Annotated in this window: 29 protein-coding genes and 1 riboswitch; of the genes, 15 read left to right on the top strand and 14 right to left on the bottom strand. The window is 71.6% G+C overall.

Going from position 1 to position 25,259, the window contains the following annotated elements:
- Positions 1-3: 3 nt before the first annotated feature.
- The 7 genes from AB0D34_RS09380 to AB0D34_RS09350 all read right to left on the bottom strand — a co-directional run bounded on the left by AB0D34_RS09380 (position 4) and on the right by AB0D34_RS09350 (position 5,325).
- Positions 4-780, bottom strand: coding sequence for an urease accessory protein UreD (locus tag AB0D34_RS09380; protein ID WP_362658898.1), 777 nt, complete (start codon positions 778-780; stop codon positions 4-6).
- A complete protein-coding gene (gene ureG / locus AB0D34_RS09375) occupies positions 768-1,445 on the bottom strand; it encodes an urease accessory protein UreG (RefSeq protein WP_362658895.1) in 678 nt (225 codons plus the stop codon). Before ureG ends, AB0D34_RS09380 begins: the two co-directional genes overlap by 13 nt.
- A gap of 101 nt (positions 1,446-1,546) precedes the next feature.
- Positions 1,547-2,224 carry an urease accessory UreF family protein gene (locus tag AB0D34_RS09370; protein ID WP_362658893.1) on the bottom strand — a complete coding sequence of 226 codons (678 nt, stop codon included), beginning with the start codon at positions 2,222-2,224 and terminating at the stop codon, positions 1,547-1,549.
- Entirely contained in the window at positions 2,224-3,945 is a 1,722-nt protein-coding gene (locus tag AB0D34_RS09365) for an urease subunit alpha (protein WP_362658890.1), read from the bottom strand. Before AB0D34_RS09365 ends, AB0D34_RS09370 begins: the two co-directional genes overlap by 1 nt.
- On the bottom strand, positions 3,938-4,249 hold the full coding sequence (locus AB0D34_RS09360) for an urease subunit beta (protein WP_362658887.1): 312 nt from the start codon (positions 4,247-4,249) through the stop codon (positions 3,938-3,940). Before AB0D34_RS09360 ends, AB0D34_RS09365 begins: the two co-directional genes overlap by 8 nt.
- Before the next feature lie 11 nt (positions 4,250-4,260).
- A complete protein-coding gene (locus AB0D34_RS09355; RefSeq protein ID WP_010355509.1) occupies positions 4,261-4,563 on the bottom strand; it encodes an urease subunit gamma in 303 nt (100 codons plus the stop codon).
- 132 nt (positions 4,564-4,695) lie between these two features.
- Entirely contained in the window at positions 4,696-5,325 is a 630-nt protein-coding gene (locus AB0D34_RS09350) for a TetR/AcrR family transcriptional regulator (protein WP_362658885.1), read from the bottom strand.
- Between the two features lie 101 nt (positions 5,326-5,426).
- Here AB0D34_RS09350 and AB0D34_RS09345 point away from each other — a divergent pair, with 101 nt between their 5' ends.
- A complete protein-coding gene (locus AB0D34_RS09345) occupies positions 5,427-6,413 on the top strand; it encodes an ABC transporter permease (RefSeq protein WP_362658883.1) in 987 nt (328 codons plus the stop codon).
- 60 nt (positions 6,414-6,473) lie between these two features.
- Here the strand turns inward: AB0D34_RS09345 and AB0D34_RS09340 are convergent, their stop codons facing one another.
- Complete coding sequence (locus tag AB0D34_RS09340; RefSeq protein ID WP_362658880.1) at positions 6,474-6,752, bottom strand: type II toxin-antitoxin system Phd/YefM family antitoxin; 279 nt, start codon at positions 6,750-6,752, stop codon at positions 6,474-6,476.
- Positions 6,753-6,825: 73 nt separating this feature from the next.
- Between AB0D34_RS09340 and AB0D34_RS09335 the strand changes: the two genes are divergently transcribed.
- The 4 genes from AB0D34_RS09335 to AB0D34_RS09320 all read left to right on the top strand — a co-directional run bounded on the left by AB0D34_RS09335 (position 6,826) and on the right by AB0D34_RS09320 (position 9,445).
- On the top strand, positions 6,826-7,461 hold the full coding sequence (locus tag AB0D34_RS09335; RefSeq protein WP_362658877.1) for an ATP-dependent Clp protease proteolytic subunit: 636 nt from the start codon (positions 6,826-6,828) through the stop codon (positions 7,459-7,461).
- 7 nt (positions 7,462-7,468) lie between these two features.
- Positions 7,469-7,774 (top strand): hypothetical protein, encoded by a 306-nt coding sequence (locus AB0D34_RS09330; protein ID WP_362658874.1) that lies wholly within the window; start codon positions 7,469-7,471, stop codon positions 7,772-7,774.
- A 300-nt stretch (positions 7,775-8,074) separates the two neighbouring features.
- Positions 8,075-8,286, top strand: a riboswitch (cyclic di-AMP (ydaO/yuaA leader).
- 3 nt (positions 8,287-8,289) lie between these two features.
- A complete protein-coding gene (locus AB0D34_RS09325) occupies positions 8,290-8,763 on the top strand; it encodes a C40 family peptidase (RefSeq protein WP_362658871.1) in 474 nt (157 codons plus the stop codon).
- A gap of 94 nt (positions 8,764-8,857) precedes the next feature.
- A complete protein-coding gene (locus AB0D34_RS09320) occupies positions 8,858-9,445 on the top strand; it encodes a DUF6328 family protein (RefSeq protein WP_362659060.1) in 588 nt (195 codons plus the stop codon).
- Here the strand turns inward: AB0D34_RS09320 and AB0D34_RS09315 are convergent.
- Positions 9,381-10,013 carry a LysE family translocator gene (locus AB0D34_RS09315; RefSeq protein WP_362658868.1) on the bottom strand — a complete coding sequence of 211 codons (633 nt, stop codon included), beginning with the start codon at positions 10,011-10,013 and terminating at the stop codon, positions 9,381-9,383. The genes AB0D34_RS09320 and AB0D34_RS09315 overlap by 65 nt on opposite strands.
- Positions 10,014-10,099: 86 nt before the next feature.
- Between AB0D34_RS09315 and AB0D34_RS09310 the strand changes: the two genes are divergently transcribed.
- Positions 10,100-11,014, top strand: coding sequence for a LysR family transcriptional regulator (locus tag AB0D34_RS09310; protein ID WP_362658865.1), 915 nt, complete (start codon positions 10,100-10,102; stop codon positions 11,012-11,014).
- Between the two features lie 6 nt (positions 11,015-11,020).
- Here AB0D34_RS09310 and AB0D34_RS09305 read toward each other — a convergent pair whose 3' ends face one another.
- Complete coding sequence (locus AB0D34_RS09305) at positions 11,021-11,479, bottom strand: ATP-binding protein (RefSeq protein WP_362658863.1); 459 nt, start codon at positions 11,477-11,479, stop codon at positions 11,021-11,023.
- Between the two features lie 214 nt (positions 11,480-11,693).
- Between AB0D34_RS09305 and AB0D34_RS09300 the strand changes: the two genes are divergently transcribed.
- The gene (locus tag AB0D34_RS09300) at positions 11,694-12,554 is read left to right on the top strand and encodes a helix-turn-helix transcriptional regulator (RefSeq protein WP_362658860.1); all 861 of its coding nucleotides are present in this window, start codon (positions 11,694-11,696) and stop codon (positions 12,552-12,554) included.
- A 9-nt stretch (positions 12,555-12,563) separates the two neighbouring features.
- Positions 12,564-12,785: a DUF397 domain-containing protein gene (locus AB0D34_RS09295; protein ID WP_362658857.1), complete on the top strand. Its 222-nt coding sequence runs from the start codon at positions 12,564-12,566 to the stop codon at positions 12,783-12,785.
- Positions 12,786-12,823: 38 nt separating this feature from the next.
- Here AB0D34_RS09295 and AB0D34_RS09290 read toward each other — a convergent pair whose 3' ends face one another.
- Positions 12,824-13,951, bottom strand: a complete 1,128-nt coding sequence (locus AB0D34_RS09290; protein ID WP_362658854.1) for an 8-amino-7-oxononanoate synthase — start codon at positions 13,949-13,951, stop codon at positions 12,824-12,826.
- A gap of 148 nt (positions 13,952-14,099) precedes the next feature.
- Here AB0D34_RS09290 and bioB point away from each other — a divergent pair, with 148 nt between their 5' ends.
- From bioB to bioD, 3 genes are read left to right on the top strand one after another with little or no spacing between them, the layout of a single operon-like run.
- Positions 14,100-15,293 carry a biotin synthase BioB gene (gene bioB, locus AB0D34_RS09285; protein WP_362658851.1) on the top strand — a complete coding sequence of 398 codons (1,194 nt, stop codon included), beginning with the start codon at positions 14,100-14,102 and terminating at the stop codon, positions 15,291-15,293.
- Positions 15,286-16,563 carry an adenosylmethionine--8-amino-7-oxononanoate transaminase gene (locus AB0D34_RS09280; protein ID WP_362658848.1) on the top strand — a complete coding sequence of 426 codons (1,278 nt, stop codon included), beginning with the start codon at positions 15,286-15,288 and terminating at the stop codon, positions 16,561-16,563. Before bioB ends, AB0D34_RS09280 begins: the two co-directional genes overlap by 8 nt.
- 1 nt (position 16,564) lies before the next feature.
- Positions 16,565-17,281, top strand: coding sequence for a dethiobiotin synthase (gene bioD, locus AB0D34_RS09275; RefSeq protein WP_362658847.1), 717 nt, complete (start codon positions 16,565-16,567; stop codon positions 17,279-17,281).
- A 7-nt stretch (positions 17,282-17,288) separates the two neighbouring features.
- Here the strand turns inward: bioD and AB0D34_RS09270 are convergent, their stop codons facing one another.
- Positions 17,289-19,460 (bottom strand): LuxR C-terminal-related transcriptional regulator, encoded by a 2,172-nt coding sequence (locus AB0D34_RS09270; RefSeq protein ID WP_362659057.1) that lies wholly within the window; start codon positions 19,458-19,460, stop codon positions 17,289-17,291.
- A gap of 169 nt (positions 19,461-19,629) precedes the next feature.
- Here AB0D34_RS09270 and AB0D34_RS09265 point away from each other — a divergent pair, with 169 nt between their 5' ends.
- Both AB0D34_RS09265 and AB0D34_RS09260 read left to right on the top strand, forming a co-directional pair.
- Positions 19,630-20,316 (top strand): triacylglycerol lipase, encoded by a 687-nt coding sequence (locus AB0D34_RS09265; protein WP_362658846.1) that lies wholly within the window; start codon positions 19,630-19,632, stop codon positions 20,314-20,316.
- A 72-nt stretch (positions 20,317-20,388) separates the two neighbouring features.
- Entirely contained in the window at positions 20,389-21,078 is a 690-nt protein-coding gene (locus tag AB0D34_RS09260) for a class I SAM-dependent methyltransferase (RefSeq protein ID WP_362658845.1), read from the top strand.
- Here AB0D34_RS09260 and AB0D34_RS09255 read toward each other — a convergent pair whose 3' ends face one another.
- A complete protein-coding gene (locus tag AB0D34_RS09255; RefSeq protein WP_362658842.1) occupies positions 21,079-21,453 on the bottom strand; it encodes a fic family toxin-antitoxin system, toxin component in 375 nt (124 codons plus the stop codon).
- Entirely contained in the window at positions 21,450-21,683 is a 234-nt protein-coding gene (locus AB0D34_RS09250) for an antitoxin (protein ID WP_362658840.1), read from the bottom strand. Before AB0D34_RS09250 ends, AB0D34_RS09255 begins: the two co-directional genes overlap by 4 nt.
- A gap of 159 nt (positions 21,684-21,842) precedes the next feature.
- Here AB0D34_RS09250 and AB0D34_RS09245 point away from each other — a divergent pair, with 159 nt between their 5' ends.
- The gene (locus AB0D34_RS09245) at positions 21,843-22,676 is read left to right on the top strand and encodes an ABC transporter ATP-binding protein (protein WP_362658837.1); all 834 of its coding nucleotides are present in this window, start codon (positions 21,843-21,845) and stop codon (positions 22,674-22,676) included.
- Between the two features lie 3 nt (positions 22,677-22,679).
- On the top strand, positions 22,680-25,247 hold the full coding sequence (locus AB0D34_RS09240) for an FtsX-like permease family protein (RefSeq protein ID WP_362658834.1): 2,568 nt from the start codon (positions 22,680-22,682) through the stop codon (positions 25,245-25,247).
- Positions 25,248-25,259: the final 12 nt, after the last annotated feature.

Below are 25,259 nucleotides of genomic sequence, written 5' to 3'. Positions count from 1 at the left end.
GAACTAGGCATTCAGGACCGTCAACGCCCGGTCCAACACCCGGCGCAGGCGCAGTGCATCCGGGGCCACGGCGCTCACGAGGGCGGCGGGTCCGGCGAGCGGCATCAGGGCGGCGCCCTCGCCGAGCACCTGTGCCGTCACCGGCTCGTCGGCGAACTCGGGCCGTACGACGAGAAGTTGGCCGACCGCTCGATGTCCCGCGAGTACCGCCGGGCCGTCCCAGCCGCCCGGTGCTCCCGGCCCGCAGGCCAGCTCCTGGTCCAGCACGGTACGCCCCGCGACGCGCAGGACGAGCCGGCTGCTCAACCGTCCGGGCTCCTCCCCCACCCGCCCGAGCACCTGCTCCTCGCGCAGCACGAACCGGCTCGTCGCCCCGACCTCGATACGGGTGGTGACGTACAGGTCGCTGCCGCCGGCGGAGATCAACTGCTCGGGCAGCCAGTGCAGTTCGGCTCCCTCGGCGACGGTGAGCCGGACGTCGTAGCGGGCCTCGCCCTTGGTCTGACCAGGCAGAGCGATGGTGGCGGCGGCCGATCCGACGCGCAGCCGGGCGCCCTGCTCGACACCGGCCTCCACGGTGAAGTGATCGCCGCCGAGCGGTCCGCTCATCGCGCCGACCAGCATGACGCGAGCCTCGGCCCCGCTCCCCCGGGTCCGGCGCAGCGCCAGCGGGCCGTCGCTCTCCAGCACAGGCAGGGCCGTACCGCCCCGTCCGTCGTCCCGCGCGACCAACCGCGCGGTGGCCCGCACCCCGGCCACGGCCGCGGTCACGCCGTCCACGCGGCGAGCTGCGCCCGCACCCAGGCGGCGACGTCCAGGACACCGGTCTCGCCGCGCAGCGACTGGAACACGACCGGCAGTTCGGCGCGTTGGGCCTTGGCGTCGGCGGCCATGCGGGCGAGGTCGGAGCCGACGTAGGGGGCCAGGTCGGTCTTGTTGACGATGAGGAGGTCGGCGGTGGTGACACCGGGGCCGCCCTTGCGGGGGATGTCGTCGCCTCCGGCCACGTCGATCACGAAGATCTGGGCGTCCACGAGGCCCTTGGAGAAGGTGGCGGTGAGGTTGTCGCCGCCGCTCTCCACGAGGATCAGGTCCAGGGGGCCGACCTCGTCCTCCAGGTCCTCGACGGCTTCGAGGTTGGCGGAGATGTCGTCGCGGATCGCGGTGTGGGGGCAGGCTCCCGTCTCTACCGCGGTGATGCGCTCGGGGGGCAACACGGCTTCCCTGAGGAGGAATTCGGCGTCTTCTCGGGTGTAGATGTCGTTGGTGACGACGGCGAGGGAGAGTTCGTCGCGGAGGGCTCGGCAGAGGGCGGCGACGGTGGCGGTCTTGCCGGAGCCTACGGGGCCGCCGAGGCCGATGCGGAGCGCTCTGCGGGTGCCGTCTTTGCGGTGAGCGTCGGCGCTTACTGCGGCGGGGCCGTCGTGAGAGTGGTCGAGGTGCATGTGCGGCTCCTGTAGGGGTTCAAAGGTTCGTGGCCGGGTGCGGGTCTGTGGGGGCTGGTCGCGCAGTTCCCCGCGCCCCTGAGTAAGTCACCTGGCCCCCTTTATGAGGCGAACAGGCGTACAGGCCAGGCCGCGTGCAGCTCCGCTCCGATTTCCAGCAGCGGTGCTGACGCCGAGGGCAGGGCGTCCGTGCCCTCTCCGGCCGCGGCCCGGCTCGCCGCCTCCACCGCCCTGTCCGCCACGCGGTCCAGCTCCGGGGCCAGCCTTGCCAGTACCGCCGTCGCATCGAAGGGGTCCAGGCTCAGCAGCCGGACCGTCGCGCTGGAAGCTCCGCTCACGCACTCGTACGCCGCGCAGTACGCCGCGTCCATGGGCTCCAGGCCTGCCGCCCGAGCCGCGAGCCCCAGTACCACCGGCTGATGTGCGCCCTTGGGGAACTCCCGTGCCACCGCGTCGAGTTCGTCCGACGGCCAGGTCGCCCGGGCCGCCCGCATGAGCTGTCGGCCCAGCTTTCGGGCGGCGGCGCGCAGGGCAGGTGACGGGGTACGGGCGTCCGCCGCCGCGTCCAACTCCGAGGGGGCGACCCCCAGTACGGCCGCCGCGGCCAGCGCCGCCGACACCAGGCCCGCCGTGTGCAGCCGTCCCCGGCAGAAGGACTCCAGGCCCGCCGCGTCCGCGATCCGCCCCGCTTTCACCGCCGCCTCCGCCCCGCCGGAGTGCGCGTGCCCCCCGGCGGGAAAGCGGCCGTCGGCCAGGACGAGTAGCGCAGCCCTGGACATCAGAAGAGGAAGTAACGCTGGGCCATGGGCAGTTCGGCCGCCGGGGTGGCCTCCACCAGCTCACCGTCGATGTGCACGGCGAAGCTGTCGGGGTCGACCCGTACGTCGGGCCGGGCGTCGTTCTCGCGCATGTCGGCCTTGGTGACCCCGCGCGTCGACTCGATGGCCACGAAGCGCTTGCCGAGCTGGAGCCGCTCCGGCAGCCCGTCCTCGATGGCGAGGGGGGCCACGAAGTTGAAGGAGTTCGAGGCGGGGGCCCGTCCGATGGCCCCGTACATCGGCCGCGGGAGGATCGGCTGCGGGGTCGGGATGGACGCGTTGGCGTCGCCCATCTGGGCGTAGGCGATCTGGCCGCCTTTCATGACGAGATGCGGCTTGACGCCGAAGAAAGCCGGCTCCCAGAGCACGAGGTCGGCGAGCTTGCCGGTCTCGACGGAGCCGATCTCGTGGGCCAGGCCCTGGGCGACGGCGGGGTTGATCGTGTACTTGGCGACATAGCGCCGTACACGATGGTTGTCCGCACGGCCGTCACCCGGCAGGGCTCCTCGGCGCCGCTTCATGACGTGCGCGGTCTGCCAGGTGCGCATGATCACCTCGCCGACCCGGCCCATTGCCTGGGCGTCGGAGGAGATGATCGAGATCGCGCCCAGGTCGTGGAGGATGTCCTCGGCGCCGATCGTGGTCGGGCGGATGCGGGACTCGGCGAAGGCGAGGTCTTCCGGTACCGCCGCGTTGAGGTGGTGGCACACCATCAGCATGTCGAGGTGTTCCTCGGCGGTGTTGACGGTGAACGGCCGGGTCGGGTTGGTCGAGCTGGGCAGCACGTGCGGCTGGGAGACCACGGTCATGATGTCCGGCGCGTGCCCGCCGCCCGCACCCTCGGTGTGGTAGGCGTGGATGCCTCGGCCGGCGATCGCGGCGAGGGTGTCGCCGACGAATCCGGCCTCGTTGAGGGTGTCGGTGTGGATGGCGACCTGGATGCCGGTGCGGTCGGCGACGGTCAGCGAGGCGTCGATGACGGCCGGGGTCGAGCCCCAGTCCTCGTGCAGCTTCAGGCCGAGGGCGCCGCCGCGGATCTGGGAGAGCATCGCCTCGTGCGAGACGGTGTTGCCCTTGCCGAGGAAGCCGATGTTGAGCGGGTACTGCTCCATCGCCTCCATCATCCGGGCGAGGTGCCAGGGGCCGGGCGTGACGGTGGTCGCCTTGGAGCCCTCGGCGGGGCCGGTGCCGCCGCCGACCAGGGTGGTCACACCCGCCGACAGCGCCTCGTCGGCGATCTGCGGGCAGATGAAGTGGACGTGCGCGTCGACCGCGCCGGCGGTCAGGATCCGCCCGTTGCCCGCGATGATCTCGGTCTCGGGGCCGATCACCAGGTCGGGGTGGACCCCGTCCATGGTGTCGGGGTTGCCCGCCTTGCCGATGGCGGTGATCCGGCCGTCGCGGATACCGACGTCGGCCTTGACGATCCCCCAGTGGTCGATGATGACGGCACCGGTGACGACGGTGTCCGGGGTGCCGTCTGCGCGCGTAGCACGCGACTGGCCCATGGACTCGCGGATCACCTTGCCGCCGCCGAACACGGCCTCGTCACCGGCGAGTCCGGGGCCGCCGGAACGGTCCTCCTCGATCTCGACGATCAGGTCGGTGTCGGCGAGCCGGACGCGGTCGCCGGTGGTGGGGCCGAACAGGTCGGCGTACGCGGCGCGAGAGATCTCAGGCATCGAGGGCACCTCCGGTCTCCCCGCGCAGTCCGGGCACCACGCGGGCGCCGGTGAGCGGGACGAGTTCCACGTCGACCGGAATGCCGGGCTCGAAGCGCACGGCGGTGCCGGCGGCGACGTTCAGCCGCTTGCCGCGCGCCGCGGCGCGGTCGAACTCCAGGCCGGGGTTGGTCTCGGCGAAGTGATAGTGGGAGCCGACCTGGACGGGCCGGTCGGCGGCGTTGAGGACGGTGAGCCGGGTGACCTCGCGGCCCTCGTTGTAGACGATCGAGTCCTCGGCGAACAGGATCTCTCCGGGAATCACGGTGGCCCCTGTCAGACGATCGGGTCGTGGACGGTGACGAGCTTGGTGCCGTCCGGGAAGGTCGCCTCGACCTGCACGTCGTGGATCATCTCGGGGATGCCCTCCATGACGTCGTCGCGGGTCAGCAGCTTGCGTCCGGAGGCCATGAGCTCGGCGACGGTACGGCCGTCACGCGCGCCTTCGAGGATGTGCGACGTGATGAGGGCGACCGCCTCGGGGTGGTTGAGCTTCAGCCCGCGGGCCCGGCGCTTCTCGGCCACGTCGGCCGCCACATGGATCAGCAGCCTCTCTTGCTCGTGCGGGGTCAGTTGCACGTCCCACCTCACAGTCCTCGCTCCGGACCGTGCGGGGTCCGGTTGCCGCAGCCCCGGGGCAAAGTCCCTGGTGGCGTGGATCCGCAGGCTAGTTGGATCCGGTTTCAGGGAAGTTAACCGAGCTGTGATCCTTCACTTCGTGTCAGCTTCGTCGCGCACGCTCATCAACGCCCGTAGACCGTCCCCCAGGATTTCGGTGGGCGTCGGCCCGAACAGGGCCTGCTGTGCGATGAAGCCCATCGCGGCCGCCATCATCGTCCGGGCCACGGACTCCGGGGGCACGTCCGACCGCATCGTCCCGGCGTCCTGGTACGCCTTGACGATCCGGGCCCAGGCCTCGCGCACGGAGCTGTAGCCCTCCCGCAGTACGGCAGCGAGTTCGTCGTTGCGGAGTGTCTCCGTCCACACCTGGACGACCAGGCGCGGGTACGCGGGCCGCCCGTCCACGGTCAGGGACTCCTTGGTGGCGAGGACACGGCCGAGCACCGACGCCACCAGGAGGTCCGGGGGCGGGGGCGGGCTGCTGCGGCCCGCTTCCTCGAACCCTTCGCGGACCTGGCCGAGCACTTCTGCGACGATCGCGCCGATCAGCTCCTCCTTCCCGCTGAAGTAGCGGTACACCGCCCCGGCGGACAGGTCGACCTCCTTCAGCACGTCCTGCATGGACGTGGCATGGAAGCCGCTGCGGGCGAAGCAGACCGCGGCGCCGTCGAGGATCTGCCGGCGGCGGGCGTCGAGGTGGGCCTGGGATACGCGTGCCATGGTCCACAAACTAAAACGAACATTCCTTCTTGACAAGGTCCGGGATCGGCGGGACGGTGTTCCCGAACCTAAAACGAACGATCCTTCTTTTTGGAGCCCTCATGGCCACCCGCCGCACGCTCGCGGTCGTCGTCCTCGTACCGCTGCTCGCCGCTCTGGCACTCTGGGCCTTCGCCTGGCCCGCCGCCCGCACCGCACCCCGCGATCTGCCGCTCGGCGTGGCGGGACCCGCGGCCGCGACCGCCCAGGTGGAGAAGCGGCTCCAGGAGCACGAGGGCGCCTTCGAGATCCACCGCTACGCCGACGAGGCCGCCGCCAGGGCCGCGATCGAGGACCGGACCGTATACGGCGCGGTCGTCGTCACCGCCCAGGGGCCCGAACTGCTGACCGCCTCGGCCGCGAGCCCGGTCGTCGCCCAGCTCCTTCAGCAGGCCATGACCCAGCAGTCCGCGGTGAGCGGCACCGCCATGAAGACGGTGGACGTCGTCCCCGCCGCCGCGAGCGACCCGCGCGGCGCGGCCCTGAGCTCCTCCGTGCTGCCGCTGACCCTGGCCGGCATCATCGCGGGCGCGGTCGTGACCCTGCTCGGGCTGCGCGGCTTCCGTGCGGTGGGCGCGCTGACCGGGGCCGCCGTGCTGGTGGGTGTCGTCGCGGCCGCACTGACGCACAGCTGGCTCGACGTGCTCGGCGGGAACTGGTGGGCGGAGGCCGGGGTGTTCGCCCTGTCGACGCTGGCGGTGAGCGCGGCCGTGGCGGGACTCGCCGCCCTGGCCGGGCCCGCGGGGATCGGCGTCGTCGCGTTCGTGGTGATGTTCCTCGGCAACCCGTTCTCCGGCGCCACCTCGGCTCCGCGGATGCTGCCCGAGCCGGTCGGCACGATCGGCCAGTGGCTGCCGCCGGGCGCGAGCGCCACCCTGCTGCGCTCGGTGTCGTTCTTCGACGGCGCGGCGGCGACCGGCCCCGCCCTGACGCTCGCCTGGTGGGCCACGCTGGGCCTGGGCGCCGTACTGCTCGGAAACGCGCTGAAGCCGCGGGCGGTGAGCACCGAATCCTCCGCCGCCGAGCGGGAACTCGCCCCCGTCGGCTGACCGGTCAGCCTTCCCGCGTCTCCCGCCCCCCTGTCCCACGGCAGGGGGGCGCACCCGTTGCTACGAGGGCCCGGTCCCCCGGTGATGCGCCGCGATGCCGAACCGCTGCTGTTCGCGGGGAGCGGACGCGACCTCGCGCACGGTCGAGACCGCGCTGACCACCTGGTCCTCGACGGGCTCCTGGAGCTCCTCGAGGCGTTCGAGGTCGGCCGCGGAGACCAGGGCGACCAGCGGCTTGCCGTGCCGTGTGACGACGACGCGCTCACCGCCGTACACCACCCGGTTGATCAGGTCGGCGAGTTCAGCCCTGGCTTGCGTCACCGGAATCTCGTAGGCCATACCCCCATCATAACGTCACGTACGTCCTGTACATTTTTTACAGACAGCTGTCCGCAGCGAGGAGGGGTACGCCATGACCCGACCGACCGCCCGTTACGTCCTGCCCGAGTTCCATGAGCGCACGAGCTTCGGGCAGAAGACGATGGATCCGTACTCGAAGCTGCTGGAGGAGCGGATCGTCTTCCTCGGGACGCAGATCGACGACATCTCGGCGAACGACCTGATGGCGCAGTTCATGTACCTCGAGTACCAGGACCCGGACCGGGACATCTCGCTGTACATCAACTCCCCCGGCGGCTCGTTCAGCGCGATGTCGGCGATCTACGACACGATGCAGTACGTCAGCTGCGACGTGGAGACGACGTGCCTCGGGCAGGCCGGCTCCTCCGCGGCGGTGCTGCTGGCGGCGGGCACCCCGGGCAAGCGCTCGGTGCTTCCGGGGGCCCGGGTGGTGATCCACCAGCCCGCGCTGAGCGAGCCGGTGCAGGGACAGGCCAGCGATCTGGCCATCCAGGCCGACGAACTGATCCGGGTCCGGGCCCGCCTCGAAGCTTTGCTGGTCCGGCACACCGGGCGCAGTCCCGAGCAGGTGAGCGAGGACATCGAGCGGGACAAGATCCTGGACGCGCAGGGCGCGCTGGACTACGGCCTCGTGGACGCGATCGTCCCGAGCCGCAGGGCGTCCCGCACCACGCCGGGCGCGAGGTGAGCCGTAGATGATCCCGGACCTTCCACCGCTGCCCGCGCTCACCCGCGCCGAGGGCGAGCTGATCGACCGTTATCTGGACGTGGTCGACCTGCTGGGCCGGATCAACCCCGCCCGGCACGGCGACACCTACGGCGGGCTGCGCGCGGCGCAGGCGCTGGTGAGCAGGGCGGCCGAGCTGCGGGACGCGCTCGTGCTGATGCACCGTCGGGGCGAGCACGAACTGCACGGCGACACCCTGGCGCGGGCCCTGAGGGTCCTGGACGGTGAGCGCCGCACCGCGAGGGTCACCGTCCCCCGGAGCCCCGACAGTTGACGTGGTGTCCGAACCGGAGTCGAAACGGACCAAACGACGTACCCCCTAATGGAGGAGAGGCGGCTCCTTTTTCACGACCGTCAAGGTCGCGCAACCTGCGTAGTTCGTGAGTGGAATGAGTGGTTCCTGTGCTGGTCCGGGGCTCCTTTGGCCCCGGACGCCCCTTCGCGCACTCAGGTGTCCACCCGAACGAGTGAGTGGTGAGTAACCCCACAAATCCCCGGTTCCGTTGGGTTTTTCGGACTTCTTTGCGTCAAGATCCCTGTCTGACGACAAGACCCCGCCACAACGACGGGGCGATCCGGGCGGACGCCGAGTCCTGCCGCCGCCCGGATGACCGGTCGACAGGAGTGGATCGGCAGGAGTGGAGGACCCAGGCACGACGGGTCGCCGGGACGGTCACGCCATGACCGGTCCGAGCAGCCCTTGGGGTGAAGCCGCGTCAGCGGCCGGGCAACTTCGCCAGCCCGAATCCGACAGGTCATCCTTCACAGGCGGCTGACGAAGGGTTGCGCATGACTGCGCTCAATCGTGTCCCGTCGCTGATGGTCCGGGCCGGTACGGCCTCGGCCTTCGCCATCGCCGCTGTGGGCGGCTCCGTCGTGGTCCCGGGTGTCGCAGCCGACGCCGCCGCCGCGACGCCGGCGACGAAGGCACTCAAGGTCGCGGCCTCCAAGAAGGGCTCCCCGTACAAGTACGGCGCCACGGGGCCGAGCCGGTTCGACTGCTCAGGGCTCACGCTGTACTCGTTCAAGAAGGCGGGCAAGAAGCTCCCGCGCACGGCGGCCCAGCAGTACAACAAGACCCGTCACATCGGCGCGGGCAGCCGCAAGGCCGGCGACCTGGTGTTCTTCCACTCGGGTTCGAACGTCTACCACGTCGGTATCTACGCCGGGAAGGGAAAGATCTGGCACGCCCCCAAGACCGGGGACGTGGTGAGACTGCAGAAGATCTGGACGAAGAGCGTCTGGTACGGCCGGGTCAAGTGACGCCCCCGAGGGGACGGCGGCGACCTGACCTCCCGCCGTCCCCTCGGGTCCCCCGGGACGCGTGACACGGGCTCAGGTGGTCACCCGTGACGCCATGGCCGACCACCGCCCGTGCACCGCCCGCAACGAGACCCCGCTGGAGCGCGCCGACCGCAACTTCGGTGAGCTGCTCCAGGAGCTGCGGGTCACCCAGACCGGGGTCCAGATCCTCTTCGCCTTCCTGCTGACCCTGGCCTTCACCCAGCGCTTCCCCTCGCTCGACACCTTCCAGCGCGCCACCTACGTCATCACGCTGCTCCTCGCGGTCGTCGCGGCGGCCCTGTTCACCGCACCGGCGGCCCTGCACCGCTCGCTCTTCCAGCGGGGCGCCAAGGCCCGCATCGTGCAGGTGTCCTCCCGGCTCGCCACGGTCGGCATGGGGGTGCTGGTGCCGGCGTTCACCGGGTCCGTGCTGCTCGTCGTGGACGTGACGACGGGCCGGGCCGGCGGAGTGGCCGCGGGCTCGGCGACCCTCCTGGTGTGTCTGGGCCTGTGGGGACTGCTCCCCCATCTGGTCCGGCGGGCGGGCCGCGCCGAGGAGGGCGGCACAGTGCGCACGCACCCGCCTCGCGAGCCTGTCAGGCCGCGAGCAACGGCTCGGCCAGGAGCAGCACTCCGAGAACCGTCAACGCGCCTCCGGTGACACCGGCGACAGCCCGCGCGGCCCACGGCCGCCGCAGCCACCGCCCCAGCCGGTCCACGAGCACGGCCACCGCCGGGAACCACACCAGCGCGAGCACGACCACGATCAGCGCGAGCAACAGCGTCCGGAGCAGCGCGGAGCCACCGGCCGGCACGAACTGCGGCAGCAGGCTGAGGAAGGTGATCGGCGCTTTGGGATTGAGCGCGTTGGTGACAAAGCCCTGACGCAGCGGGCGCCCGCCGGACTCATGAGCGAACTCGGGCGCGTGGGCCGTCTCCGTCGGTGTCTTCCACAGCGTCGGCAAGGTGCGCACCCCGAGGTACAACACATAACCCCCGCCGAGCAGTTGAAGCACGCGGAAGAGCGCGGGCACGGCGGTGAGCACCGCGGCGACCCCGGCCACCGCGAGAGCCGTGTGCAGCAGCAGGCCGCCCGTGACGCCGAGGGCGCAGGCGACTCCGGCCCGGCGGGAGATGAGGGCGTTGCGTACGACGACCGTGAAGTCGGCGCCCGGCATGGCGACCATGCCGGCGGCGACCCCGGTGAAGGCGACGATCTGTCCGTTCATGCGGTCCAGCCTGCCGCGGGACAGCCTTCAGCAGGTATGTCGAATAACCTGTGTTTCCCTTAAGCACTCCTTTAGGCAGGCTCGGCATGTACGACCCGACCCGGCTCGCCGCCCTGGTCGCCGTCGCGGAGGCGGGTTCGATCACCCGGGCCGCCGAGCGCCTCGGCTACACCCCGCCCGCCCTCTCACAGCAGCTGGCCAAGCTGGAGCGGGAAGCGGGCACGGCTCTTCTCGTACGGCATCACCGCGGCGCGCGGCTCACCGGCGCGGGCGAGCTGCTGGTGGCGCGGGCCCGCCGGGTGCTGGACGAACTGGACCGGGCCCGGCATGAACTCGCCCGGTTGACGGGCCTGTCGGGCGGCACGCTCAGGCTGGGCACCTTCCAGACGGCCGGCATCCAGCTGCTGCCGCCGGTGCTGAGCGCGTTTCACCGGGCCCATCCGGACGTGGAGTTGGAGGTCGCCTTCCACGAACCCCCCGCCGGGGTCGCCGCGGTGGCAGCCGGGGAGATCGACCTGGCGCTGACACACACCTATGAACCGGCGGAGCCGTCTCCGCTCCCGGCCACTTTGAGCGAAGAGTCCTTGCTGACCGAGGAGTTGGTCCTGGTGACGGCCCCCGGTCACGCCCTCGCCGCCGGCTCGACGCGGCTGCCGCTCGCGGAGCTCGCCGGTGAGCCGCTGATCAGCATGGCACCGGACCATCCGGCCCGTAGAGAGGTGGAGGCAGTACTGGCCCGGGCCGGGGCCACGCCGTCGGTGCTGGTGGCGACTCCGGGATACGCCCTGGTGTGCGCGCTGGCCAGCGCAGGGCTCGGGGTCGGGGTGGTGCCGGAGATGGTGGCGCGGACGGCGGCCACTCCGGTGGGCACGCGACTGCTGGAGGGTGGCGCGTTGCGCCGTACGATCTCGGTCGTCCACCGGACCGGCGAGGCGGCACCCGCCGCGGACGCCTTCCGGGCGCTGCTGCGGGGGGCGTTCGGCCGCGCGCGGCCGCTGTGACCTGTCTTACGGCTCCTGCTGTCCCGCCGCCGTGACCGGCTCCGCCGGTACCGTCCAAGGGAGTTCGATGGAGACGGTCTTGCCGCCTTCCCGGGTGGGCCTGACTCTCAGCTTGCCGCCGCACTCCGCGGCAAGCCAGCGGATGATCACCATCCCCCGTCCGTTGTCCTGCTGGACCGCGGCCGGGAGGCGCTTGGGGAAGCGGGGGTGGCTGTCGGTGACGCCGATGCGCAGTTGTTCGTCACGGTCCAGCTCGATGTCCACCGTGAAGGTGGGTGACTGTCCGAAGGTGTGCTGTACGGCGTTGGTGGTGAGTTCGGAGACGATGAGCCGGACGGTCTCGGCAGTGTCGGTGGTGGGTGGCAGTCCCCACTCGGCGAGTGTGCTCAGGACATAGGTGCGGGCCGCGGAGACCGAAGCGGGTTCGCTCGGCAGGGTGACGGATGCTTCCAGGTGGTCTGCCATGGCGACGTCGTCCCTTTCCCACGGGACCGAAGCCCGACACGGTGTGGCTGGTTCGAGTACGGTCCCGGACTGGATGGTTCGTCGCCAGAGTGCCATTACCAAGGCGGTGACGAGTGCCGATCCACCAAGATATGCATATATCTGTCGCTCAAAGCGGTGAACTCTGCGACGCGAGACCGTATTTGGGTGGCTCGTAAGGAGTAAGGAGTAGCGCATGCAGCACGGTCCCGCGGTGCGCCGCCGGAAGCTGGGCGCCGAACTGCGTGCGCTGCGCACGAGTGCGGCGCTCACCAGTGGTGAGGCGGCCCGGCTCGTGGGCTGGCACCAGTCGAAGGTGAGCCGCATCGAGACCGGTACCAGCGGGGTGAAACCGGCCGATGTGCGGTTACTCCTCGACGCCTACCGCGTGGGGGACCCGAATCTGCGGGAGCTGCTGCTGGTATTGGCGGGCTCCGACGAGAGCGGAGGGCGGCACCACTGGTGGCACGCGTACCGCGGTGTCCTGCCGCCGACGTACCGGGACTTCATCAGTCTGGAGTCCCAGGCGAGCGCGATGCGCACGCTGGAGACCTCGGTCGTGCCCGGGCTCCTCCAGACGCCCGAGTACGCCCGAGCGGTGACCCGGGCCGCGGTGGACGGTCTCGACGACGAGCGTCTCGACGCGCTGGTCGAGGTCCGGCTGGCCCGGCAGGACATCCTCCGTGCGCAGCCGCCACTGGAGTTGAGCGCCGTGCTCGACGAGGCGGTGCTGCGGCGGGAGGTCGGCGGCCCCGAGGTGATGGCCCGGCAACTGAAGAGGCTCCTGGAGGCGGCGCGGCTGCCTCAAGTGTGTCTCCAGGTACTGCCGTTCACGGCCGGGGCGCATGTGGGCATCACCGGGCCTTTCGTAATCTTCTCATTTCCGCGCACTTCTGATCTGGACGTGGTTGTTCTCGACCACTTGACGAGTAGCCTCTATCTCGAACGGAAAGAAGACCTCCAGGCCTACACGGAGGCCTTCAACGCCCTTCAGATCCAAGCCCTTTCGCCCGAGGACTCGTTGGATTACCTCGCCGGAACAGGTGACGGCACGTAAGGAGGCACCATGTCTGCACTGCCTCGGAACGTAATCTCCAGTACCGAACTGCCCGAGGTGCACTGGCTGCGCAGCAGTTACAGCACCGGAGCGAACAACTGCGTCGAGACGGCGAGGCCGTCGGCCGGGCCATGGGCCGGGCTGCTCGCCGTACGCGACTCCAAGAATCCGGACGGACCCGCGCTGCTCTTCTCCCCCGAGAGCTGGGCGGGCTTCACAGCCGCGTTCTGACGGTCAGTCCACCAGGGGCACGGCCGTGTCACGCCGACTCATGGTCGTGTTTCACCGATCACATGAACAGCGCGTTCGATCTGTTCCTCGGAGAGGTCCGCGCGGGCGGTCAGCCTGAGCCGTGAGATCCCGTCGGGCACGGACGGGGGCCGGAAACAGCCCACGAAGAGCCCGGCGGCACGGCAGTCGGCCGCCCACTGCACGGCCTCCTCCGGGGAGGGCGCGCGCACCGAGACCACCGCGGCGTCCGGACGTACCGCTTCCAGACCCGCGGCGGTCAGGCGTGCGTGCAGTCCGGTCGCCACCTCACGCGCGCGTGCGGCCCGCTCGGGCTCACGGCCGAGCAGCCGCAGGGCCGCGAGGGCGGCTCCCGCCGCGGCGGGGGCCAGACCGGTGTCGAAGATGAACGTCCGTGCCGCGTTGACCAGGTGCTCGATCACCCGTGCGGGGCCGAGGACGGCACCGCCCTGGCTGCCGAGCGACTTGGACAGCGTGACGGTGACGACCACGTCGTCGGCGCCCGCGAGTCCCGCCGCGTGCGGGGCCCCGCGGCCGCCGGCGCCGAGCACACCCAGGCCGTGGGCGTCGTCGACGACCAGGCCCGCGCCGTGCTCCCGGCATGCCTCGGCGAGGCCGGCCAGCGGTGCCGCGTCCCCGTCGACCGAGAAGACCGTGTCGGACACGGCGACGGCGGGCCCCTCGTGAGTGCCGAGCGCCTTGCGGACCGCGTCCGGGTCGGCGTGCGCGACGACCTGGGTGGTGCCACGGGCCAGCCGGCAGCCGTCGATGAGGGAGGCGTGGTTGCCCGCGTCGGAGACGATCAGCGAGCCGTGCGGCGCGAGCGCGGTGACGGCTGCCAGGTTCGCCGCGTACCCGGAGGAGAAGACGAGCGCCGCCTCGAAGCCGCAGAAGTCGGCCAGCTCGCGCTCGAGTTCGCTGTGCAGCTCGGTGGTCCCGGTGACGAGCCGGGAGCCGGTCGCACCGCCGCCCCAGGTCCGCGCGGCCGCCTCGGCGCCCGCCACGACCTCGGGATGGCGGGCCAGGCCCAGGTAGTCGTTGCTCGCGAGATCGAGCAGCGACGAGTCGGACGGGCGGGGCCGCAGGGTTCGTACGAGTCCGGCCCGGCGGCGCGCCTGCGCCTGTTCGTCGATCCAGCCGAACGCCATGGGTCCTCCGGGGCTTTTGTAGACAACGGACAGACCCTAGCGGCAGCAAACGCTACCCACGGTGTGGCAATACCCACACGTCAAAGCGGGTGAGTTGTTCGATCCCTACCTTGGCCGGAGGCGGGTCCGTAGGACAGGATCGGCTCTCATGGACCTGCTGAACACGCTGGTGGACAAGGGGCTTCGGCGCGAGCTGCCGACCCGCGAGGAGGCGCTGGCCGTACTGGCCACGTCCGACGACGAGCTGCTCGACGTGGTGGCCGCGGCCGGGAAGGTGCGCCGGCACTGGTTCGGACGGCGGGTGAAACTCAACTATCTCGTCAACCTGAAGTCCGGCCTGTGCCCCGAGGACTGCTCCTACTGCTCCCAGCGGCTCGGCGCCGACACCGGCATCCTGAAGTACACCTGGCTCAAGCCGGACGAGGCCTCCAAGGCCGCGGCGGCCGGCCTCGCGGGCGGCGCCAAGCGGGTCTGTCTGGTGGCGTCCGGGCGCGGTCCGACCGACCGTGACGTGGACCGGGTCGCCGGCACCATCAAGGCGATCAAGGACCAGAACGAGGGCGTCGAGGTGTGCGCCTGTCTCGGTCTGCTCTCCGACGGCCAGGCCGAGCGGCTGCGCGAGGCGGGCGCGGACGCCTACAACCACAACCTGAACACGTCCGAGGCGACCTACGGCGACATCACGACCACGCACACCTACGCCGACCGGGTCGACACCGTCACCAAAGCGCACGCGGCCGGTCTGTCCGCCTGCTCGGGTCTGATCGCCGGCATGGGCGAGAGCGACGAGGACCTGGTCGACGTCGTCTACTCGCTGCGCGAGCTGGACCCCGACTCGGTCCCGGTCAACTTCCTGATCCCGGTCGAGGGCACCCCGCTGGCCAAGGAGTGGAACCTCACCCCGCAGCGCTGTCTGCGCATCCTGGCGATGGTCCGCTTCGTCTGCCCGGACGTCGAGGTCCGTATCGCGGGCGGCCGCGAGGTCCATCTGCGCACCATGCAGCCTCTCGCCCTCAACCTGGCCAACTCGATCTTCCTCGGCGACTACCTCACCACCGAGGGCCAGGCCGGCAAGGCCGACCTGGAGATGATCGCGGACGCCGGCTTCGAGGTGGAGGGCGCGGGCGAGGTGACGCTGCCGGCGCACCGGGCGGCGGTCGGCGGCTGTGGTTCGCACGAATCCGCGGGCTGCGGGTCGCATGAGAGTGCCGGGTGCGGGTCGCACGCGGGCGGTGGCGTCTGCGGTACGGCCACCTCGGCGCCGGACGTGAGCGAGCCCCGTACGGACCTGGTCGCCGTACGCCGTCGAGGTGCCGGAACGGACCTCGCGCCCAATGCCTGACCTGCCCCTCCCGGAGCTCCTCGCACTCGACCGGCGGCACGTATGGCATCCGTACGGTCCGATGCCCGGCCGGGTGGAGCCGCTCGTCGTGGAGTCGGCGAGCGGGGTGCGGTTGCGGCTCGCCGACGGGTCCGAAGTGGTCGACGGGATGTCCTCCTGGTGGTCGGCGATCCACGGCTACAACCACCCGGTGCTGAACGAGGCCGCGCGCGAGCAGCTCGGGCGGATGAGCCATGTGATGTTCGGCGGGCTCACCCACGAGCCCGCCGTCCGGCTCGCGAAGCTCCTTGTCGACATGTCTCCCGAGGGCCTGGAGCATGTCTTCCTCGCCGACTCGGGGTCGGTGTCGGTCGAGGTCGCGGTGAAGATGTGCCTGCAGTACTGGCGCTCGCTGGGCCGTACGGGCAAGCAGCGGCTGCTGACCTGGCGCGGCGGCTACCACGGCGACACCTGGCAGCCGATGTCGGTGTGCGATCCCGAGGGCGGGATGCACGAGCTGTGGTCCGGGGTGCTGCCCCGCCAGGTGTTCGTGGACGCGCCCCCGGCCGAGTACGAGGAGTCGTACGCCGACCAGCTGCGCGCGGCCGTCGAACGGCACGCGGATGAGCTGGCCGCGGTGATCGTGGAGCCGGTGGTGCAGGGCGCGGGTGGGATGCGGTTCCACTCCCCCGCGTATCTGCGGGTGCTGCGCGAGGCGTGCGACGCGCACGACGTGCTGCTGGTGTTCGACGAGATCGCGACCGGGTTCGGCCGCACGGGTGCCCTGTTCGCGGCGGAGCACGCGGCGGTGACGCCGGACGTGATGTGCGTGGGCAAGGCGCTGACCGGCGGTTACCTGACGATGGCGGCGACTTTGTGCACGCCTCGGGTGGCCGACGGGATCTCGCGGGGGGAGGTCCCGGTGCTCGCGCACGGTCCCACCTTCATGGGCAACCCGCTGGCCGCGTCGGTGGCCTGCGCCTCGATCGGGCTGCTGCTCGGGCAGGACTGGCTCGCGGAGGTCAAACGGATCGAGGTGGCGCTGCGGGAGGGGCTCGCGCCGGCTCGTGCGCTCCCGGGCGTGAAGGACGTACGGGTCCTCGGCGCCATCGGGGTTGTCCAGCTGGACCACGAGGTCGACATGAAGGCCGCGACGGAGGCCGCCGTACGCGAGGGCGTGTGGCTGCGGCCGTTCCGCGACCTCGTCTACACGATGCCGCCGTACGTCACGGGCGACGAGGACGTGGCACGGATCGCGCACGCGGTGTGCGCGGCGGCGAAGGAGGGATGACATGCCGGTCCTGGTGATCACGGGCACGGGCACGGAGGTCGGCAAGACGGTGACCACGGCCGCCGTCGCCGCGGCGGCGCTCGCGGCGGGGCGGACGGTCGCCGTCCTGAAGGCCGCGCAGACCGGCGTACGGCCGGACGAGTCCGGGGACGCCGACGAGGTGGCCCGGCTCGCGGGTGCCGTGACGAAGGCCGAACTGGCCCGCTTTCCCGAGCCGTTGGCCCCGGCGACGGCCGCGCGCCGGGCCGCTCTCGAGCCGGTGCACCCTCCCGAGATCGCCGAAGCGGCCGCCAAACTGGCCACCGAGCACGACCTGGTGCTGGTGGAGGGGGCGGGCGGGCTGCTCGTCCGCTTCGACGACGAGGGCGGGACGCTGGCCGACGCGGCTGAGCTGCTGCGGGCGCCGGTCCTGGTCGTGGCGTCGGCGGGGCTCGGCACGCTGAACACCACGGACCTGACGGCCCGTGAACTCCGGCGCCGGGAGCTGGACTTGGCGGGTGTGGTGATCGGCAGCTGGCCCGACTCCCCCGATCTCGCCTCGCGTTGCAACCTCGCGGATCTGCCGGAGGTGTCCGGGGCTCCGCTGCTCGGCGCTCTGCCCGCCGGGTCCGGTGGGCTCGCTCCCGCCGACTTCCGGTCCGCGGCGCCGGGGTGGCTGGCACCGCGGCTGGACGGGACGTGGGACGCGGCGGCGTTCGGGGTGCGCGAGGCGCCCTGAGCGGCCTCTAGGGAACCTCGCTCTCGGCGATGAGCCGCACCAGTTCGATCCGGGAGCGGATGCCCAACCGGGTGAAGACGCCCCGCAGATGGTGGTCGATCGTGCGCGGGCTGAGGGCCAGGCGGGCGGCGATCTCGCGGTTGGTGGCGCCCTCGGCGACCATCCGGGCGACCAGCAACTGCTGTGCGGTGAGGCGTGCGGTGGGATTCACGGCGTGCGTCGGGGCGGCGCGGGCGCCCAGGGCGCGGAGTTCGGCGCGGGCCTGGGCCGCGCAGTGCGGTGCGCCGAAGTGGTCGAAGGCCTCCAGAGCGCTGTGGAGGCGGTCGCGGGCCTCCGTGCGGTGGCGCAGTCGGCGCAGGGCGCCGCCGAACAGCAGCTCTGTGCGGGCGCGTTCGAAGTCGCGGGTGCCGCGTGCGTGGAGGTCGAGGGCGGTGCGGTAGTGCTGGACCGCCTCCTCGCCGGGGGCCAGCAGGGCACGGCAGCGGGCGCTGAGGGCGAGGTCGTCGGGGCTTTGTACGGCCGTGGCCCAGCGGTGGTAGTCGGCGTGGGCACCGCGGGCGATCCTCGTGTCGTCGGTGCGGACCGCGGCCTCGACGTAGTGCGGGGTGGCCAGATGCCGGATGGCGCGGTGGCCGTGCCCGGGGCCGAAGCCGGCGAGGGCACGCAGTCGGGCCGCGGCGCCCGCGAAGCGGCCGTCGGTGAGATCGAGGAAGGCCAGCGCCCACTGGGCGAGGGCGGCGGGCAGGCCGAGGCCCCGGGCGAGGGCGTACGACCGTGCGGCGGCGGCGCGTTCGCGGCAGACGTCGGCGTCCCCGGTGATCGCCGCGAACATGGCGAGGGCGGCCTGGAGATGACAGGCCCCGTTGTCCTGGCCGGTGGCGTACGCCAGGTGCAGGGCCTCGGTCGCGGCGGCCTGTCCTGCCTGCGGGCGGCCGGTCCAGAAGTCGGCGTAGGCGCGGAACTCCATCGCCTGCGCCACGACGGCCGTCGCACCCCGGGCACGGCCCGAGGCGGCGGCGCGGAGGGTCGCGGTGGCGGCGCGGGTGTGGTCGCCGAGCAACAGGGCGGCGATACCGGCGTGGACGAGGAGGGTGGGGTCGCCGCCGGGACCGCTGCGGCCGGCCGCAGCCTGGAGGAGGTCGCGGGCGTCCTCGTAGCGCCCCTCGAAGGCCGCCGCGAGTCCGCCCAGCGTGCCGGGCGGGGCGATGTCCATCCGTCCGGCGAGCCGGGCGGCCTCTCGGCAGCGGCGCAGGTCGCCCGTGTAGACGGCGGCTTCGGTGGCGCGGGCGAGGAGATGGGTGGCGGGGTCCAGGGGCGTCCCGCCGTCACCTGGTGTCCCACCCGTCTCTGGAGAATCGTTCCCTCTTCCAGGTCTGGCCCGTTGTGCCGCCGACCCCAGGAGCGCGTCGAACGCTTCCGTGGCGTTGCCCGCGCGCAGCGCGAACAGGCCCGTCAGGGCGTCGTCGGCCGTGCCGTCGGCTGCGAGACGGCGGGCCCGGTCGCCGTCGCCGGCCTGCCAGGCGTCGGTGGCGGCACGTGTCACCAGGCGGGAGCGTTCCGACGGGTCCGGACAGAGCGCGGCGGCCCGCTCCAGCAGGGTCCGCGCCAGGGAGAGTTGGCCGGTACGGCGGGCCTTGTCCGCCGAGCCGCGCAGCTCCGCCGCGAGCCGTCCGCTGGGGCCGAGGGCGCCCGCGCCCCGGTGCCAGGACCGGCGAGGCGTCTCGCCCTCGCCGTGCAGCACGCGGGCCAGCAGGCGGTGCACGTCACGGCGGTCGGCCGGGGAGCCGGACTCATAGGCGGCGATCCTCGTCCAGGCGTTCCGGAAGACCACCCCGCCGGCACTCGCGTGCGCCACGCCGGCCGACTCCGCGGTCTCCAGCGCACGCGTGTCCAGGCGGGCGGCGGTCACCGCGCGCAGGAAGGCGTGGGTGGTGACCGGGTACTGGTCGGCCGCCGCGAGAAGCAGCAGGAGGCGGGTGTCGTCGGGCAGTGCCCGGATCTCCGCGCGCAGGGTGCGCAGCAGTGCGGGGGCGAGCTCGGCGGGTTCGGTCGGCAGCGGGTCCAGGCCGGCCGTCTGACGGTCGGTCAGCAGGGTCACGAGTTCGGCGGCGGCGCGCGGATCGCCGTAAACGGAATGCAGCAGCCGCACCCTGACGCCCTCGGGAAGCGCCGAGATCACGCGCCGCGGTGGCGAAGTGCGGGTCTGAGGCGGAGGGTTCACCGGAGTCACCACGCCACTCACGTTACTGGCGAGTTAATTGACCCGTAAAGACCGGCGATTTCGCCGATGCGGCGCGCGTAGACCCGGCCCGACACTCCTGACAACCCCACCCGTTTCAGGAGGCATCATGCAGCGCTTCGGGCGTCGCATCGCCGCGGCCGCCACGGCCGTGGTCTCTTCTCTCCTTCTGTCACTCTCCTTCGCCGCGGTCCCCGCTCACGCGGCGACCCACAACCCGATCGTGTTCGTGCACGGCCTCAGCAGTGACGCGAGCAGCTGGGACGACTGGATCGCCGACTTCAAGGCGGACGGCTACACCGCGTCCGAACTGGACGCCTGGTCGTACAGCTGGTCGCAGTCGAACGTGACCACCGCCCAGCAGCTGGCCACCGAGGTCCAGCGGGTGCTCAAGGCGACCGGCGCCTCGAAGGTCGACCTGGTCGTCCACTCGATGGGCGCGCTGAGCTCCCGCTACTACCTGAAGAACCTCGGCGGGACGGCGTACGTGGACGACTTCGTCTCGGCCGCCGGCGTCAACCACGGGACGACCACGGCCTCTTGGTGCTCCTGGCTGTACACCTCGTGCGCGGAGATGTACACCGGCAGCTCCTTCCTCACCGCCCTCAACTCCGGCGACGAGACGCCGGGCAGCGTCTCCTACGCCAGCTACTGGTCCAACTGCGACGACGCGCTCACCCCGGACACCACGGCGATCCTGAGCGGTGCGACGAACGTCGAGGTCGGGTGCGTCTCGCACACCGACATGAACAACGACCACGGCGTCTACGAGCAGGTGCGCGACTTCGTGCAGTAAGCGCCGGCGGGGGTGCGACGGGGTCCCGCGGGGGACAATCGCGGTAGGACCAGTCCTGTGAGGGAGGCTGTCATGCCGCTACGGTCCGCCGACGCCGGCAAGGTGTCCCGGGATCCCGTCCACCATCCGCTGTTCGCCCGGTACTACGCCCGGGTCAGTGTCGCCGCCGAGACCCGGATGGGCATGGCCGGTGTGCGTGAGCGGCTGCTCGCCGGCCTTTCCGGGCGGGTGATCGAGATCGGCGCGGGCAACGGTCTGAACTTCTCGCACTATCCGCGCGCGGTCTCCGAGGTCGTGGCGATCGAACCGGAGCGGCGACTGCGGCGGTTGGCGGTGGAGGCCGCTCTGCGCTCCGAGGTACCGGTCGACGTGGTGCCCGGGGCGGCGGAGGCACTGCCGGTCAAGAGCGAGGCCTTCGACGCCGTGGTGATCTCGCTGGTGCTGTGCAGTGTGCGCGATGTGCCGCGCGCGCTGGGCGAGGTGCGGCGGGTGCTGCGCCCCGGCGGGGTCGTACGGTTCTTCGAGCACGGCAGCGGCGGCGGCGCGGCGATGCGGTTCACTCAGCGCGCCCTGGACCGCACGCTGTGGCCCCCGCTGAACGGCGGCTGCCATCTGGGCCGGGACCCGATCGGGGCGCTGCGGGACGCCGGGTTCGAACTGGGTCCCTATCGGCGGGTGTTGATGCCGGAGAAGGGGCCGACGCTGCCCACGTCGTTCTGTGTGCTGGGCACCGCGTGGCGGCCCCCGCTGCGGGAAAGCTGATCACAGCGTCCACTTGCGCAGCTCGCGCGCGATGTCGTGCACCGAGGCGTCGCCCTTCTTGGCCACCTTGGCGAGATCACGGACGAGCACCGGCGAGGTGACGACCCTGAGGCCGCTGGCGACGAGGTAGGCATAGGCGACCGCGCAGGCGAAGAGCGCGTTGGTGCGCTCCAACGCCGGGACGTGGATGAGGAGTTGCAGCAGCGCGGCGGCGCGCAGGTGTGGGCTGTCGTAGACGGGGATGTCGAAGATCTCGGCCTCGTGCCGTGCCACGGCGGCGACCAGGGCGCCCCAGTCGGTGACCTGGGGGTCGCCCGGGGTCTTCTGCTCGGCGAGCATGAGCAGCCAGGCGAGATCGATGTGCAGATCGCTCAACGACCCTCGTCTTCCTTGCTCTCCCTGCCGAACTCCTCCGCGAAGACGGATTCGTACTCCTTCATGAAGTCGGCCGCGGCCTCGACGAAGGTCTGACCGGCCTCTCCGCTGTCCTTCATGACCAGTTCCTCGATGTAGCGGTTCACGCTCACGCCTCGGGCGAGGGCACGTTCACGGGCGGCGCGGGCGGTGCCCTCGTCCACCCGCACGTTCAACTGAGTCTTCGCCATACCTCGAAGCTAGCGCCGAAACGCTAGCACTGGCAAGAGGGGCCTCCGGGGCCATCAGGTGCCCCTTACACGGGTATCAGGGGCCCGACCTGGGGTGGAGGCCGCCTCGACCGCAAGGGGGATATCGGGTGTGGGCCGGATCACACTACCCTCGGCCTCATGGCAACTGCTACGGAGGACGCCCCAGGCACCGCTCCGGCCGACGGGATCGCGGCCCGCGCCCGCGGTCTGACCAAGGCGTACGGCTCGGGCGAGACGGCCGTGCTCGCCCTGGACTCGGTGGACGTGGACATCGCTCGCGGCCGCTTCACCGCGGTCATGGGGCCCTCGGGCTCCGGGAAGTCCACGCTGATGCACTGCCTGGCGGGGCTCGACAACGTGTCGGCCGGTCAGGTGTGGCTCGGCGACACCGAGATCACAGGGCTGAAGGAGCGCGAGCTGACCCGGTTGCGCCGGGACCGGATCGGGTTCATGTTCCAGTCGTTCAACCTGATCCCTACGCTGAACGCGGCCGAGAACATCACCCTGCCCATGGACATCGCGGGCAAGAAGCCCGACGAGAAGTGGCTGGACCAGGTCATCGACACGCTGGGGCTCCGGGACCGGCTGAGGCACCGGCCCTCGCAGCTCTCCGGCGGTCAGCAGCAGCGGGTGGCCTGTGCCCGGGCGCTGGCCTCCCGGCCCGAGCTGATCTTCGCGGACGAGCCGACCGGCAACCTCGACTCGCGGGCGGGCCTTGAGGTCCTGGGGTTTCTGCGCGAGGCCGTGGACCAGCTCGGGCAGACCGTGGTCATGGTCACCCACGATCCGGGCGCCGCCGCCCACTCCGACCTGGTGCTCTTCCTCGGGGACGGGCGGATCGTGGACGCGATGGAACGGCCCACGGCGGAGGCCGTGCTGGAGCGCATGAAGCGGTTCGACGTGATCCGGAGCCAGTTCGAGGACGCCCCGGACGGCGGCCGGTCCGGCGACGTGACCCTCGACAAGGACTGAACCGTGCTGAAGGCGACCCTCCGCAGTTTCCTCGCCCACAAAGGACGGCTGCTGCTCTCCGCGCTGGCCGTGGTCCTGTCCGTGGCCTTCGTCTCGGGCAGCCTGATCTTCTCCGACACGCTGAGCCGCACCTTCGACCGGCTCTTCGCCTCGACCGCGCCCGACCTCACCGTCAGCCCCAAGGAGGACCTGAGCGAGGCCATCCCGTCGGGGACGACGGCCACCCTGCCGGCCGCGCTCACGGACCGGGTGGCCCGGGTCGACGGGGTCGCCGCCGCGCGCTTCGACGCCGAGGACGACGGGATCACCGTCGCCGACTCCGAGAACGAGTCGGTGGGCCCGACCACCGGCGCCCCCACGATCGGCACCGACTGGAACCCGACCTCGCGCAGCCCCGTGAAGCTCACCTCGGGTCATGCGCCGCACGGCGGGGACGAGGCCCTCCTCGACTCGGAGACCGCCGACCGCAAGAACCTGCGCATCGGCGATCCGCTCACCGTGATCGCGGCGCCGGGCTCCTTCAAGGTGCGGATCGTCGGCATCGTCACGTTCACCACCACCAACCCCGGTGCCACCCTGCTGTTCCTGGACCCGCCGACCGCGCAGACGAGGCTGCTCGGTTCCCCGAAGGCCGCCACCAGCATCTCGGTCGACGCCGCCGAGGGTGTCAGCAACGACCAGCTCAAACAGCGCGTGGCCGCCGCGCTCGGCACGGGCACCTACGAGTACCGGACCGCCGACGAGCAGGCGAAGTCGGACGTGGACCAACTGGGCGGGTTCCTCGACGTCATCAAGTACGTCATGCTCGGCTTCGCGGGCATCGCCGTCCTGGTCGGTGTCTTCCTGATCGTCAACACCTTCTCGATGCTGATCGCCCAGCGCACCCGTGAACTGGGCCTGTTGCGCGCGCTCGGCGCCGACCGGCGCCAGGTCCGCCGCTCGGTACTCACCGAGGCCACCCTCCTCGGCCTGGTCGGCTCCACGGTCGGGCTCGGCACCGGCATCGGCCTCGCCGTCGGGCTCATCGCCCTGATGAACGCCATCGGCATGAACATCCGGACCAGCGAGATGGTCATCGGCTGGGGCACACCCGTCGCGGCCTACGTCGTCGGCGTGGGCGTCACCTTCGTCGCGGCCTATCTCCCGGCCCGGCGGGCGGCGGGCGTCTCCCCCATGGCGGCGCTCGCGGACGCCGAGATCGCCGGGATCGGACGGCCGCTTAAGGTCCGCGCGATCGTCGGCGGCCTGGTGGGAGCGGCGGGCGCGGCCGCGCTCGTCGGATGCGCGGTCTCGTCGAGGACGGCCACCGCGGCTTCCCTGCTGGGCCTCGGTGTCGTGTTGACCCTCCTCGCGACCGTGATCGCGGGCCCGCTGCTGGTGCGCCCGGTGATCCGGGTGCTGGGCGGGGCCTTCCCCGCCCTCTTCGGCTCTGTCGGGCGGATGAGCCAGCGCAACGCCCTGCGCAACCCCCGCCGCACCGGCGCCACCGCGGCAGCCCTCATGGTCGGGCTCGCCCTGGTCGGCGGGATGTCCGTGGCGAGCGCCTCCATGTCCAAGTCCTTCGACGACCAGATCGACAAGACCCTGGGCGCCGACTTCGTCGTACAGAACGGCAACTTCCTGCCGTTCCCGCAGGAGGTCACGGACGCGGTGCGCGACACCGAGGGCGCCGGGCTCGTCGTACGGTCGAGGTTCGCGCCCGTCGCCGTACGGCTGCCGGACGGCAGGCGGGTCGAGACGACCGCCGCGGGGTACGACCCGCAGCTCGACGAGGTCGCCCACATCACCTACGCGCAGGGTGACACCGCGGCCGCGCTGGCGTCCGGGCACCTGGCCATGGACCTGGACTTCGCCCGCGACCACGACGTGAAGGTGGGCAGCAGGATCCCGGTCGAGTTCCAGGGCGGCCGCAGGACCGAGCTGGCGGTGGGCGCCCTCACCGACCAGGACTCCGCGGACGGGTTCGGTACGCAGGGCGGCATCTACTTCGGCCTGGACACCCTGGAGCGGTTCGCGCCGGGCGGCCAGGACTCCGCGCTGTACGTCAACGCCTCCTCCGGCACCGGCGCCGACCGGCTGCGGGCCGGACTGGAGCAGACCCTCGACCCGTATCCGCAGGTCCAGGTGCGTGATCTGGCCGACTACAAGGACCTGGTGCACGACCAGATCGCCGTCCTGCTCTATCTCGTGTACGCGCTGCTCGGGCTCGCGATCGTCATCGCGGTGCTCGGCGTGGTCAACACCCTTGCCCTGTCGGTCGTGGAGCGCACCCGGGAGATCGGGCTGCTGCGCGCCATCGGGCTCGCCAGGCGGCAGTTGCGCCGGATGATCCGGTTGGAGTCGGTGGTGATCGCGGTCTTCGGAGCGGTGCTCGGGCTCGCGCTCGGGCTGGTGTGGGGCGTGTGCACCCAGCAGGTCCTCGCCCTGCAGGGCATGAACGCGCTGGCGATCCCCTGGGGCACGATCGTCGCGGTCGTCGTCGGCTCCGCGGTGGTGGGCATCGTGGCGGCACTGCTGCCGGCGTTGCGTGCATCGCGCATGAACGTACTGGCGGCGATCGCGCACGAATGATGCAATCGCTGG

Origin of the sequence: Streptomyces sp. NPDC048420 (assembly GCF_040651535.1) — a bacterium.
Taxonomy (GTDB): domain Bacteria; phylum Actinomycetota; class Actinomycetes; order Streptomycetales; family Streptomycetaceae; genus Streptomyces.
The sequence above is the reverse complement of the archived record's forward strand: the minus strand, read 5'-3'. Positions and strand labels throughout refer to the sequence as shown.